This is a genomic window from Gemmatimonas sp., assembly GCF_046594945.1.
Classification (GTDB): domain Bacteria; phylum Gemmatimonadota; class Gemmatimonadetes; order Gemmatimonadales; family Gemmatimonadaceae; genus Gemmatimonas.
The window spans coordinates 22,819-36,425 of sequence record NZ_JBKJRB010000055.1; the positions used below are offsets into that span (position 1 = coordinate 22,819).

The following is a 13,607-nucleotide window of genomic DNA, read 5'->3' on the forward strand; positions in this document are numbered from 1 at the left end:
TCGCCGTGGCGAAGTCCGACGCGTCTCCGCACTCCGGCACCTCGACCACCGTGTCACCGCTTTCGGTGGCACCGGCCGAAGTGCTCCGGCAGGTTCGTCGCATCGAAGTGCGCACGCGGCGGTTGGTCGACTCGCGTTTCGCCGGGGAGTACCGCTCGCTGTTCAAAGGGCAGGGCATGGAGTTCTCCGAGGTCCGCGAGTACCAGCCTGGCGACGAGGTCCGCTCCATCGACTGGAACGTGTCGGCCCGCATGGGACGCCCCTTCGTCAAGCGCTACGTCGAAGAGCGCGAGCTCACCATCATGCTCGTGGTCGACCTGTCGGGATCGTCGCGCTTCGGCACGCGCGCGCACTTCAAGCACGAACTCGCCATCGAGATGGCCGGTGTGCTCGCACTCGCGGCCACGCGCAACAACGATCGGGTTGGATTACTGATGTTCTCCGATCGCGTCGAGCACGCGCTACCGGCTCGCAAAGGACGCAAGCACGCCTTGCGATTGATTCGCGATCTCCTGACCACCAACCCGGTGGGTCGCGGGACCTCGGTGGCGGTCGCGGTGGATCGCCTGATGCGTCTCCTGCCGCATCGCTCGGTGGTTTTTTTCGCGTCTGACTTTCTCGCCGACGATCTTGAAAAACCGCTGGCGCGACTCGCGCAACGTCACGACGTGATCGCCGTCACGCTCGAAGATCCGTCGGAGCGCGTGCTCCCCGACATCGGCCCCGCGCGCTTGGCCGATCCCGAATCGGGTCAGGTCATCGAAATCGACACGTCGCATCCGTCGGTGCGCGCGGCCTTCGCCAAGCAGGTCACCGCCGATGATGCGCTGCGTCGCAAGCTGTTTGGCCGGTTGGGTCTCGACGAGATCGTGGTGCACACGGAGCACGGCTACGTGGATGCGCTGCTGTCCTTCTTTCGCGCACGGACCCGACGTCCGCACGGTGCGGTGCGTACCGGACCGCGCGGCGCGATGGGCGATGCCGCCGGAACCGCGGCACCGGTGCGCGCACCGAGTGCGCCGGTGTCCGTGGCCGATCAGCGGAGCCGTTGATGTCACACCGCTTTGCAGGGCGCGGGGAGGAATGGTGTCACCTGGTGCGGATCGGCACGCTCAGCGCGTTGCTCCTCGCGTCGCGTCCGGTGAGCGCGATGGCGCAGGCCGCGTCGCCGACGACGCCGCCGGTGTCCCCCGGTGTGCTGACGCCGCCCACGGGCTCGCGCGTCAAGGCCGGCTTTCTGGTGCGCCCCGATACCGTCGAAGTGGGCGATCCGTTCACCTTGATCGTGACGGTCGTCGTCCCCGACGGCGCGCGCGTTGAATGGCCGACGATCGACGATACGACGGCGATGGTCGTGAGTCGCCAGCCCACCAAAGTCACCCAGGAATCGATGCGGGCGGGTGGTCGCACCGAACGCGCCGAATATGCGTTGGCCGCCTGGAACGTCGGCCCGCTCCCGATCGGCCTCAACGAAGCGATTGTCCGTTACGGATCGATCACGCTCAAGGTGCCGCTCAATGCCAGCGTGTTCGTGAAGTCGGTACTGCCCGGCGACTCCTCCATGCACAAACCCAAACCGCCGCGCGATCTTTTCCCGCGCCTGGTGCCCTGGTGGCAGCGCTGGTGGCCCGTGCTATTGGTGCTGGCCGCGCTTGCGCTGCTCTGGTGGCTCCTCAAGCGCCGCCGGAAGCGCGGGAACGCGACCGCGTACGTTGCACTCGATCCCTACGCGCGCGCCGTGCACGACTTCGACCGGTTAGACCGACTCGCGCTAGCCGATGCTGGTGAGCGCGGACGCTACGTCGCGCTGGCCATCGATGTGGTTCGCACGTATCTCGCCCTGCGTAATCCGTTGGCCGCGCTGTCGCTCACCAGCTCCGAGCTGATCGGCGCCATCGCCGATGACGAACGCGTGCCGCGCGATCGACTCATCTCGTTGATGGCCGACGGCGACGGCATCAAGTTCGCCCGTCGCCTCGTGTCCGGCACCCGCGCCCGCGAGCTGGCCGCCGATGCCCGCGCCGTCGTCGATCACATTGAAGCCGCCGAACGCGCCCGCCGTACGGCGGAGGAGGCAGCGCGCGCCGCCGCCGCGAAAGCCGATCGTGACGCCACGCAGAAAGACGAGGACGACGCACGTCGCAAGTCGCGTCGCCCCAAGGCCGGGGCCACATGAACCGTGCACTCGAGTGGTTCCGCGAGGTCATCAGCGAGTTCAGCGGCGCGCTGAGCCTCGACGCGTGGTCGTTCTTCGGGATCAATTTCGCCCACCCTTCGCTCCTGCTGCTGCTGGTACTGCTGCCGCTCTGGTCGTGGTGGCGCCGCCGCGCCGCGCCGCAGCGGGCGATCCCGTTCTCTCGCGCCTCCGTGCTCGTACTCGGCCCCCAACCGGCCCTCTCCTGGGTGCGCTGGTTGCCGTGGCTGCGGGCGCTTGCATTGGCTGGCTTCATCGTGGCCGCCGCCCAGCCGCGCTCGGGCGCGCGCGCCGAGCGCGTCTCCAGTGAAGGCATCGATATCGCCCTCGTGGTCGATATCTCGAGCTCCATGCTCGCCGAAGACTTTCAGCCGCAGAACCGCATTGAAGTGGCGAAAGAGAAAGTGAAGCGGTTCGTCGTTGGTCGGAAATCGGATCGCGTCGGACTCGTGGCGTTCTCCGGCGAGGCGCTCACGCAGGTGCCGCTTACCACCGACTACCCGGTCGTGCTCACCGCCATTGATAATCTGCAGGTGGGGCAACTCGAAGACGGTACCGCCATCGGCACCGCCATCGCCACGGCGGCCAATCGCCTGCGCACCGCGCCCGGTCGTTCACGAGTGATGGTGTTGCTCACCGACGGCGAGAACAACCGCGGCGCGATCGATCCGCGCACCGCGGCGCAGGCCGCCGGCGCCTTCGGCATTCGCATCTACTCGATCGGCGTCGGGAGCGATGGGATGGCCGCCGTGCCCGTTGGACGCGGCCTCTTCGGCCTGCGTTACGAGAATCGACCCGTGAAGATCGACGAAGCGCTGTTGGCCGAGATCGCGAACAACACGGGTGGTCGCTATTTCCGAGCCAAGGACGCGCAGGCGCTGCAAAGCATCTACGAACAGATCGACGCGCTCGAGCGCTCGATTGTCGAGTCTCGCGCGTATATCCGGTACACCGAACGATTCCGCTGGCCGCTGCTGTTCGGCGTTGCGGCCCTGCTCGGTGAACTCGCCTTACGCGCGCGGCGCGGCGTGCTGCCATGAACCTCGGCGCGCTCCCGCCGCTCGTCTTCGACGTGCCCTGGCTGCTACTCGCCGCGGTGCTGTTGCCGCTGGCCGTGTGGTGGATGCGGTCGGCGCGGAGGCGTCAGCGCCGCCTCCGGCTCGCCCGCTACGCTGAGTCGTCGGCACTACGTCGTCTGGTCATGATCTCCGACCCCGACGAACGGGGACGCACCGTCCGCCTCATGCTGGTCGCCGTCCTCGCGGGCCTTGCGCTATCGGGGCCGCGGTGGGGACTCGCGCGCGGGCCGGTCAGCGCGCGCGGCATCGACATGGCGATCGCCATCGACGCGTCGCTGTCCATGATGGCGCCCGATGAGCGTCCGTCCCGATTGGAGCGGGTAAAGCAGGAAGTCCGTCGGTTGCGTGCGATGTCGCAGGCCGATCGCGTGGCGTTGATCGCCTTCGCCGGACGGAGCTACATCCTGACGCCGCTCACCAGTGACGATGGCGCCATTGAGCTCTTCCTCGACAATCTCGACCCGTCGGTGGTGGGGCAGGCGGGCAGCTCGATCGCCCGCGCGATCCGTCAAGGCACCGAACTGCTGTTGGCCAGCGACGGCAGTGCCGATCGCGCGCTCGTGCTCATGACTGATGGTGAAGCGTTCGAGCCGGCCGAAGATGTGCAAGCCGCTGCCACCGAGGCGGGCGTGAAAGGCGTCAGTCTCGTGACCGTTGGCTTCGGGACCACACAAGGCAGCACGATTCCGGTACAGGATGGCTCCGTCACACGCGAGAAGCGCGATGACGAAGGCAAGGTGGTTATCACCCGCTACTCGCCTGAGCTGTTAGCGGCCGCGGCCAAAGCCGCCGGTGGCACGTTCATTCCCGCCGAAGCCTCCGACAAGGCCACACGCGTGCGAGGCGCCTTGCGCTCCTTGCGCACGGCCAAGCGCCAGTTGGATTCGCGCGAGGATCATGTGCCGCGCTTTTTGTGGCTGTTGCTTCCCGCGCTGGCCCTGCTCGCCTACGACACGTGGTTGCTCACTCGCCGACGTTCGGCGAATGAACCGTCGGACGCGACCTTGATCCCGGCGATGCCGCCGGCTTCGCTCGTGCTGCTTCTCGTTGCGCTCCCGGTCGCGCTGGTCTCGTGTCAGCAGCCACCCGACCCGGCCGCCCTATTCGCGGACGGCAACGTGGCGGCGGCCATCGCCGGATACCGAGCCCAGATGGCCAACGGCGATACCACGGTGCGTACGCGCTACAACCTCGGCACGGCGTTGATCGGCGCGGATTCGCTCACGGCCGCCGCCGAACTGCTCGAGATGGTACGACGTGAAAGCGATGGCGAAACACGCCTGCGAGCCCGTTTTAACGCCGGCTACGCGTCGCTCGTGATTGGTCGAACGCCGCAGAATCCAGACGCCGAAGCGGCGTTCGCCGCCGCGCGCGCGGCGTATCGTGCGTTCCTCACCGATCGCCCCATCGACGCCGATGCGAAGTGGAACTACGAGCTCGCGCTCCGCCAGCCGCCGCCTCCGCAGGGCGGCGGCGGTGGGGGCGGCGGCGGCGGCGGCTCACAGAACGACCAGCAGGATGAGCAGCCGCAGAATCAGGGCGGTCTCGATCAGAAGCAGGCCGAGGCACTGCTGAACAGTGCCGCGCGCGAAGAGCGCGATGTGCAGGGTCGTAAGCAGCGCCAGGGTCGCACACCGCCGGGAGGAAAGGACTGGTGAGTCGACGTCTGTTCTTGCGCGGGTTGGCCACGCTCGCACTCGTGAGCGGCGTCGCCGCTCACACGACGGCGGCTGCCCTGCGTTCGCAGCCGTCACCGACGGCCATTCTCGATCGACTGCGGGCCAACGGCAATCGGCCGATCGACTTCCACGCCGCCACGTTTCCCGACACGGTGTACGTCGGACAGCAGGTCACCTATCAGGTGGCGGTGCTGCTCAGCGAGTCGGCGCGTTCGCGACTTCGTCGCAACCCGGAGTTCCTGCCTCCCGAGTTGCGCGGCTTGCTGGCCTACGAGCTTGGGACACCGCGTCGCGTGGCACCGCAGAGCTACGGCGGCGGTGTGTTCGAAGCGCACGTCTTCCAGCGCGCCCTCTTCGCCGTGGCAGCGGGCACGCAGATGGTGCCGGCACCACAACTCAGCTACACCCTCCCGCAATCGTCCGGCTACTTCAGCCGTGAAGAACGGTTCGTCGTTCGGGCCGAAAGTGCGCAGCTGGTCGTGAAGGCACTGCCCGACGAAGGACGGCCGCAAGACTATACGGGTGCCGTCGGCGTATTTCGTGCGTCGGTGCGACTCGATTCCTCGATGGCCCGCGTCGGCGATCCGTTGGTCCTTACCATGCGCGTGGACGGTACGGGCAATGTGAAGCTGTTGCCGCGTCCCGTGCTGGAGATCGCGTGGGCGTCCACGGTGCCGGGGACCGAGCGCGTGAGCGTGGATACCAGCGGCGCCTTCGTTCGCGGCTACAAGGAATTCGATTGGATTCTTACGCCCACACAGGCGGGGACAGTCGAACTACCGTCGCTGCGCTACAGCTACTTCGATCCGTACCGCGGTGAGTATGCGTACGCCGAATCGGCACTGCGCGCATTGTCGGTAAACGACGGGTCCCTCGCCATTGCGGCCGAGGGCGACAACGTGTCAGTGGGGCCGCTCCGTGCGTGGCGCGGTGCGTCGACGTCCTCGCTGGCCGAACGGCTCGTGGCGTGGCGACTGTCACTGCTCGTGGTGCTCCTGCTGGCCCCGTTGCCGTGGCTCGTGATGACCATCGCATCGCGGGTTGAAAATGCTCGCCGATCCCGGGTCGACGCGAGCGAGCGTGTCACGCGAGCGGCTGTGCCGAGGACGGCGACCGATGACGCTGGAGATCATGCCCGCTACACGCGACGCACGCTGCTCGACGCGCTCGCGCAGCGGTTGAAAGTGTCGCCGCAAGAACTCGTTTCGCGACGTGACGTCGGACGTACCGTGCGCCGCCGCGGCGTCACACGCGACACGACCACGACGCTGCTGGCGTTGCTCGACGAACTCGCGGTGCAGGGATTCAGCGACGTGCCATCGCCGGCGGCCCGCCGCGACGAGCTGTCCACCCGCACCGAACGCGTGCTCGCGCGCATCGACGCCGAAGCGGTAACCCACGCGCGCACGATCCGGGCGGCGCGGCATGCGCAGGCGCGCTTCGCGCTGTTCGTGGCGCTTGGGGCGGCAGCGTTCACCGCGCGACCGCTCCGCGCCGCCGCCTTGCCGCCCACCTCGGTGCAAGCCGTGCCGGCACCGACGGTGCCGTCGGCCGTCAAGACATCGGCTCCCCCATCATCGGCAACCGATCGCGGTTCGCTCGAAGCGACCGTATCGCGCGCCACGGCACTCTACGCGCAGCGTCAGTATTCGCGCGCGGCTGAACAGTTCGCCCTCGCGGTCGATAGGCGCCCGGCCGACGCCGATCTGCTGGCCAACTGGGGCGCTGCCGCTTGGGCCGCCGGCGATACCGTGTCCGCGGTCATCGCCTGGCAGCGCGCGGCGCGACTCGAACCCGTCGCCGTCGATCTACAGGAACGGCTCACGTCGCTCCCGGCCGGTGCGCGCGGCGGCGTCGCCGAAGTACCGATGATTCCCGTGCCGGCCCTCGCCGTGGTGGCGGTCTCCGCGTGGCTCTTGGGCTGGCTGCTGCTGGCGCTGCTCCGCGTGCCGCGTCGCCGGGGCCGCGACTCCGCCTGGATGGCATTCGCCTCCACGGCCGCTGTCTTCGCGCTGCTGCTCGCCCTGGGAACCGGGGCGGCAGCGTGGTGGGGCTTCCGCGAGCTCGACGCCAACGGTGTGCTGGTGGTGCGACGACCGGAAACCATGCGCACGGCGCCGGGCACAGAGGCGAATGCGATGGGGGGCGTCGCCACGGGAGACGTCATCCGGGTCGACGAGGCCCGCGAGGGATGGCTCCGCGTGTTGCATGCCGACGGACGCCGCGGATGGCTGCCGGCCGGACGTACCGTTCCGCTCGTATCGCCGGCCGTCGCTCGGTAGGTTGTCGTATGTCGCGAATCGCCATTCTCTCCAGTGCTGTCGCCGACCAAATCGCGGCCGGGGAAGTCGTCGAACGACCGGCGTCGGTCGTCAAGGAACTGGTCGAGAATTCGCTCGATGCCGGCGCGACCACCGTCGACGTCACCATCGAAGAGGGTGGCCGAACGCTCATCCGCATCGCCGATGATGGGAGTGGGATGGATCGCGATGACGCAGTGCTCTGTCTCTCGAGACATGCGACATCGAAGATCACCACTGCCGAACAGCTGGTGGGCGTGCGCAGCTACGGTTTCCGCGGTGAGGCGCTGCCCGCCATCGCGTCGGTCTCCGAGGTGATGATCGAGACCGCGACGGAAGACGGAGCCGGCACGCAGGTGCGCGCGGCCGCCGGGGCCGTGCTCGACGCCCGAGAAGCGACCCGTCGCCGCGGCACCACGGTGTCGGTACAGCGACTGTTTTACAACACTCCGGCGCGTCAGAAATTTCTGCGCAGTGCGCGGTCGGAGTGGCGCGGCATCATGGAAACGATGCACGCGATCGGCGCCTTGCGTCGCGACGTGCATTTCACGGTGCGCCACGACGGGAAGGTCGCACTCGATCTGCCGGCGGCGCTCACGCTCCGCGCCCGACTCGCCGAGCTGTGGGGACAGCACGACGTGCAGCGGTTCGTCGACATCGACGACGTGCAGGGGCCAATCCACATCACCGGCATGATCGAACGTCCGGCGGATGTTGGTACGGCCACCCGCCGCGTGCTGCTCATCATCAACGGACGCGTCGTGCGCGATCACGGCATCGTGCGCGCCGCCGAAGCGGCCTATCGGTCCACGTTGCCCTCCGGTGTGCGCCCGTCACTCGTGCTGTCGCTGCACGTGCCTGGCGGTGATGTCGACGTGAATGTGCACCCGGCAAAATCCGAAGTGCGTCTGCGCGATCGATGGCCGACCGAGCGGGCCGTCGAGAACGCGGTTCGCCGCGCGCTTGGTCTGTTTGACGCCAGTGCTGGCATCGGGTGGCGCACGTGGACCCCTGCGGCGACGCCGTCCTGGCGCGACGACGTCCACGCAATGGACCCATCGGCGCTGCGCGCGACGCCAGTCGCCGAAGGTCTCTTCGCGACGTCGACCGTCGACACGGTCGTGCTCGCGACCGAACACGACGTCGTCGGTACCACGGCGCCGAGTGCTCGCATCGACGCAGCGCGGCACGTGGAGGATGCGCCCATATCCGTGCCGCCACTGCTGCAGCTGCGGCGCATGTATCTCATGTTCGAGCACGACGACGGCGTGATCCTGATCGATCAGCACTCCGCGCACGAACGCGTACTCTACGAAGACTTTCTCGGGGTGCTCGAGCGCGGCGAGGCTCCGTCGCAGCGCCTGCTCTTTCCGATGACGCTGCACCTCGGTCCCGACGAAGCCGAGGCGTTCGAGGCCAATCGCGCGTCGTTCGAGAAGCTTGGATTCGAGATGGACGGATTCGGAGGGCACTCGCTGCTCGTGAACGCCGTGCCCATGCCGCATCCGCGCTTCGACGCGGAACGGTGCCTGCGCGAAACACTCGCCGCGCTCACCGGTGATCGGGCCGCAGGTGACGCCAAACGTCACGAGCGGCTCGCCGCCACCTTCGCCTGCAAAGCCGCCATCAAGGCCGGTGACGTCATGTCGCCCGGGGAGATGCGCGCGCTCTACATCGCCCTGGCCAGCACCAAGTTGCCGGCTCACGACGTGCACGGTCGCTCCACGATTGTTCGCTTGTCGTGGGACGAGCTCGACCGGCGCTTCGGGCGAAAGTGACCGCCGCGCAAATCGACGACGCCCCCTCACGGTTGTCAACATCGCATCGCATCATCGTTGGCCCGACGGCCGCCGGAAAGTCGGCGCTGGCGATGCACCTCGCGCGCGCTCGCGGCCTCGCCATCGTCAGTGCCGATTCACGACAGGTTTATCAAGGGTTCGACATCGGTACCGCGAAGCCCTCGCGCACCGATCGTCTGGCGGTGCCACACTACGGCCTCGACGTCGTGCCACCCACCACGCGCTACTCGGCGCACACCTGGGCCGCCGATGCCGCACGATGGTCGCGCTACGCCGCGAACGCGGGAACGCCGCCCGTGATCGTCGGCGGGACCGGACTGTACGTGAAGGCGCTGGTGTCGCCGCTGGATGCCGTACCGACCCTCGATCCCGACCGTCGCGACGCGCTGGCGGCGTGGCTGGCCGCGTGTTCGCTCGATCACCTGACGCGCTGGTGCCGTCGGCTCGATCCGACTCGCGCGCACCTGGGTCGCACACAGCTGCTGCGGGCGGTCGAAACCGCGCTGCTGTCCGGCACCCGCCTCAGCGACGCGCTCCGGCCCGTCAGCCGACCCGAGACCGCAGCCGAGGCCGCATCCGATACCTCGCCCTCGGCTTCGGCGCGGTACCTTGTGGTTGATCCCGGGCCGGTCCTGGCCGCGCGGATCGCCCACCGCGTCCACCAGATGATTGCCGATGGATTCGTCCAGGAAGTTGAACGATTGAGGCAGACGATCGCTCCCGACGCGCCGGCGTGGACCGCCAGCGGCTATCGCGTTGTGCGCGATGCGCTCGATGCCGGCAGCAGCGCCCGCGCGCTCGATGCCGCGATCGAGCGGGTGATCATCGAAACGCGACAGTATGCGAAGCGACAGCGGACCTGGTTCCGGCATCAGCTGCCGGCCGAACAGGTCACGCACGTCGACCCAGAGGCGCCCGATGCGCTCGATCAGGCGCTTGCCTGGTGGGATCACGAGAAATCCGTCGCGAGCCACGCGATGCAGACGAGGACCGCATGAAGATCGGCATCACCTGCTACCCGACGTACGGTGGCTCCGGCGCGGTCGCGACGGAACTGGGCATCGCACTCGCCGCGCGCGGCCACGAAGTGCATTTCATCACCTATGCGCAACCGTTTCGCCTGCCGAGCTTCCTGCCGCGGGTCTGGTTCCATGAGGTGGATGTCGGACGCTATCCACTCTTCGAGTATCCGCCGTACGATTTGGCGCTCGCCGTGCGCATGCACGAAGTGGTTCGCGATCACCAGCTCGACATCCTGCATTGCCACTACGCCATCCCGCATGCAACCAGCGCCTGGATTGCGCGCGAGATGCTGCGAGAGGGCAACGCTGATGTGCGCGTCGTGACCACGCTTCATGGCACCGACATCACCATCGTCGGTCAGGAGCGCTCGTTTTACACGATCACGCGATTCTCCATCGAGAAGTCCGACAGCGTGACCGCGGTGTCCGACTACCTGCGCGATGAAACTTATCGCGCCTTCGGATGCGTGGGTTGCGATGTGCAGGTCATTCCGAATTTCATCAATCCGGCGCTGTACGACCGCAGTCGTCACCATTTCCCAATCCCCGCTGAAGTCACGACCGGGAGAAAGGTCCTGATGCACATTTCGAACTTCCGACCGGTCAAGCGCGTGCGCGATGTCGTGCGCGTGTTCGCGGGCGTCAACCAGGAAGTGCCGGCCGTGTTGGTGATGGTCGGCGACGGACCGGAGCGCGTCGAGGCGGAAGCCGAAGCACGTGAGCTCGGCGTCGCCGAACACGTGATGTTCCTCGGCAAAATCGACGCCATCGCGCCGCTCTTGGCGGGAGCCGATCTCTTCTTGCTGACCAGCGACAAGGAGTCGTTCGGCCTCAGTGCCCTCGAAGCGTTGGCCTCGGGTGTGCCGGTCATCGGTGCGCGCGCCGGCGGGCTCCCCGAAGTGGTAATCGACGGCGAAACCGGGTATCTGTGCGAGGTAGGGGATGTGGACGCCATGGCGGCGGCCGGTGTCCAGCTGCTCAAGGATCCCGCAAAGTGGCAGCAGATGAGTACCGCCGCCGCTACCGACGCGCGGAAGCGCTTCTCGGAAGCGGCCGTGGTCGCGCAGTACGAAGCGCTCTACGAGCGTACCATCGCATCGCCGGTCGTCGGACGATGAGTGCATTTCCCCGCGGATGGATGACAGCGTGACGATTTTTCAGGCGGTAGTGCTCGGCCTCGTGCAGGGACTCGCTGAGCTATTGCCGATTTCGAGTTCGGCGCATTTGGCGCTCACGCCGTACTTCTTCGGTTGGACGGACCCGGGTCTCGCCTTTGACGTTGCGCTGCACCTCGGCACGCTCATCGCGCTGATCTGGTACTTCCGCGCCGAGTGGATTGATATGACGAAGAGCGCATGGCGCATTGCGTCCACTCGGCGCATCGAAACGGTGCACGATAAGCGACTCGTGTATCTCGTCGTCGCCACCATCCCCGCCGGCGTTGGTGGACTGCTGCTCAATGATCTTGCCGAAACCACCTTTCGCTCACCGATGATCATCGCCTCGGCGCTCGTCGTCATGGGCGTGCTGCTCTGGGCCGTCGACCGCTGGAGTGCGCGCGCACGTATGATCGAGGAGGTTACGATGCGCGACGCCATCATCGTGGGCTGCGCCCAGGTACTGGCGCTGATCCCCGGCGTCTCGCGCTCGGGCTCGACGATCACGGCCGGGCGTTTTCTCAAGCTCGATCGCCCCAGCGCCGCGCGCTTCAGCTTTCTCATGAGCATGCCGATCACCCTGGCGGCCGTCATCCTGAAAGTGCCGGAAGCGGTGCGCTCCGAAGGCATCTCGGCGCCGCTCGTCGCGGGAGTCATCGCCGCCGCCATCAGCAGTTGGTTGGCAATCACGGTGCTGCTGCGCTACGTCAGCAAGCATAGCTTCGGGGTGTTCGCCGTATATCGCGTGATTCTGGCCGCGGTTGTCTTCGCCACCATCGCCACCCGCCGCTGATGACCGTCCCGCCGCCAACGCTCGCCGACGAATGTGGGCTCGCGCGGCTCGAACACCATGCGCTCGTTGAATCCACCATGGACGAGGCGCATCGTCTCGCGCAGGCGGGTGCCGTGGCGGGCACCCTTGTTCTCGCTGACGCGCAGGTTGGGGGTCGCGGGCGCGGCGGTCGGAGCTGGGCGTCGGAAATGGGCGCGGGTATCTGGATGTCGCTCATCGAGCGCCCTCGTGATCAGCGCGCGCTCGATGTGCTCGCGCTGCGAATCGGCCTCGGGCTGTCCGACGCACTCCAGCCGTTTTGCGACAGTCGGATCACCCTCAAGTGGCCGAACGATCTATTTGTCGGATCGGGGAAGTTGGCCGGCATCCTGATCGAAGCCCGTTGGCGCGAATCGCTCCCAGAATGGGTGGCCATCGGCGTCGGCGTGAATCGTCGCGTGCCGACGTCGGTCCCCAACGCCGCGGCGGTTCGTGCTGACGTCCCACGCGACGATCTCCTGCGCGCCATGCTGCCGGCCATGCGTCGGGCGGCGTCACAGGCTGGTAGTCTTACGCCTGGTGAATGCGCGGCGTGGGCCGAGCGCGATCTGGCCTACGGTCGCGAGATCACCGAACCACGCCGCGGCCGCGCCATGGGGATCGATGCCACCGGCGCCTTGTTGATCGCCGAGCCGCGCGGCGCGCTGTACGCGGCCCGTAGCGGATCGCTCGTGTTCGTCGGAGACGAGCCGTGAGAGGCCCATGGAGAGGTCCGCTATGTTGATCGTATTCGATGTCGGCAACACCGAGACCACGATCGGGTTATTCGACGGCGACACGCTGCGCGCCGACTGGCGGATCATGACCGCGGTGCCGCGCACTTCCGATGAATTCGGTGTCGTGCTGCGCAGTCTCCTCAGCGCGTCCAAGGTGGAACTTGCCGCCGTTACCGCGGCGGCGATCGGTTCCGTCGTTCCGCCCATCACGGATCCGCTCACGAGGGCGTGCGAGCGATACTTCGGCGTCACGCCGATTCTCGTCGACGCGAAGGCCGCGCTACCGATCACCGTCCAAGTCGATGAGCCGCTCAGCGTCGGCGCCGATCGGCTCATCAACACGCTCGCCGCTAGTCAGTTGTATCAACGCGACACGATCTGCGTCGATCTCGGTACCGCGACCACCTTCGATTGCATCACGGCCGACGGCGTCTTTCTCGGCGGTGTCATCATGCCCGGCGTGCGAACATCGGCCGAAACACTCACGCGTCGGACGTCGATGTTGCCCGCCACCGAGCTGATTCCTCCCAAGCGAGTGATTGGCACGCGCACCGAGGAGTGCATTCGCGCCGGGGTGCTCTTCGGCGCCGCTGACGCGATCGACGGCATTGTCCGCCGGATCAAGGCGGAATGGCCCGGACGTGAGGTGCCACTCGTGGTGGCCACGGGCGGGCTGGCCGAGACCCTACAGCCCTGGTGCACGGAATTCGATCTCATCGAACCCACGCTGACGCTGCAGGGATTGCGCCTCGCCCACGCGCTGCTGGTGCAGCGGTAAGCATCATTCTGCTTGCTTCGGGTGCTGCCTACACGGCAGACCCCGTCATTC

The 13,607-nt window shown here is 67.3% G+C and carries 11 protein-coding genes; all 11 read left to right on the top strand.

All coding sequences use genetic code 11. The features are described 5' to 3' along the window. Window positions 1-5: 5 nt before the first annotated feature. The 11 genes from ACLL97_RS06080 to ACLL97_RS06130 are packed head-to-tail and all read left to right on the top strand — an operon-like array spanning window position 6 to window position 13,556. Window positions 6-1,052: a DUF58 domain-containing protein gene (locus ACLL97_RS06080; protein WP_411279592.1), complete on the top strand. Its 1,047-nt coding sequence runs from the start codon at window positions 6-8 to the stop codon at window positions 1,050-1,052. Beyond that, window positions 1,052-2,176 (top strand): hypothetical protein, encoded by a 1,125-nt coding sequence (locus ACLL97_RS06085; RefSeq protein ID WP_411279593.1) that lies wholly within the window; start codon window positions 1,052-1,054, stop codon window positions 2,174-2,176. Before ACLL97_RS06080 ends, ACLL97_RS06085 begins: the two co-directional genes overlap by 1 nt. Then, complete coding sequence (locus tag ACLL97_RS06090; protein ID WP_411279594.1) at window positions 2,173-3,234, top strand: VWA domain-containing protein; 1,062 nt, start codon at window positions 2,173-2,175, stop codon at window positions 3,232-3,234. The genes ACLL97_RS06085 and ACLL97_RS06090 overlap by 4 nt, the downstream gene beginning before the upstream one ends. Beyond that, a complete protein-coding gene (locus ACLL97_RS06095) occupies window positions 3,231-4,931 on the top strand; it encodes a vWA domain-containing protein (RefSeq protein ID WP_411279595.1) in 1,701 nt (566 codons plus the stop codon). Before ACLL97_RS06090 ends, ACLL97_RS06095 begins: the two co-directional genes overlap by 4 nt. Further along, window positions 4,928-7,234, top strand: a complete 2,307-nt coding sequence (locus tag ACLL97_RS06100) for an SH3 domain-containing protein (protein ID WP_411279596.1) — start codon at window positions 4,928-4,930, stop codon at window positions 7,232-7,234. Before ACLL97_RS06095 ends, ACLL97_RS06100 begins: the two co-directional genes overlap by 4 nt. Window positions 7,235-7,242: 8 nt before the next feature. Continuing rightward, window positions 7,243-9,030 carry a DNA mismatch repair endonuclease MutL gene (gene mutL / locus ACLL97_RS06105; RefSeq protein WP_411279597.1) on the top strand — a complete coding sequence of 596 codons (1,788 nt, stop codon included), beginning with the start codon at window positions 7,243-7,245 and terminating at the stop codon, window positions 9,028-9,030. Then, complete coding sequence (gene miaA / locus ACLL97_RS06110) at window positions 9,027-10,049, top strand: tRNA (adenosine(37)-N6)-dimethylallyltransferase MiaA (protein WP_411279598.1); 1,023 nt, start codon at window positions 9,027-9,029, stop codon at window positions 10,047-10,049. Before mutL ends, miaA begins: the two co-directional genes overlap by 4 nt. Next, the gene (gene bshA / locus ACLL97_RS06115; RefSeq protein WP_411279599.1) at window positions 10,046-11,191 is read left to right on the top strand and encodes an N-acetyl-alpha-D-glucosaminyl L-malate synthase BshA; all 1,146 of its coding nucleotides are present in this window, start codon (window positions 10,046-10,048) and stop codon (window positions 11,189-11,191) included. The genes miaA and bshA overlap by 4 nt, the downstream gene beginning before the upstream one ends. A gap of 28 nt (window positions 11,192-11,219) precedes the next feature. Next, a complete protein-coding gene (gene uppP, locus ACLL97_RS06120; RefSeq protein ID WP_411279600.1) occupies window positions 11,220-12,023 on the top strand; it encodes an undecaprenyl-diphosphatase UppP in 804 nt (267 codons plus the stop codon). Beyond that, a complete protein-coding gene (locus ACLL97_RS06125) occupies window positions 12,023-12,757 on the top strand; it encodes a biotin--[acetyl-CoA-carboxylase] ligase (protein ID WP_411279601.1) in 735 nt (244 codons plus the stop codon). Before uppP ends, ACLL97_RS06125 begins: the two co-directional genes overlap by 1 nt. 22 nt (window positions 12,758-12,779) lie before the next feature. Then, complete coding sequence (locus ACLL97_RS06130) at window positions 12,780-13,556, top strand: type III pantothenate kinase (protein ID WP_411279602.1); 777 nt, start codon at window positions 12,780-12,782, stop codon at window positions 13,554-13,556. The last annotated feature ends 51 nt before the right edge of the window (window positions 13,557-13,607 follow it).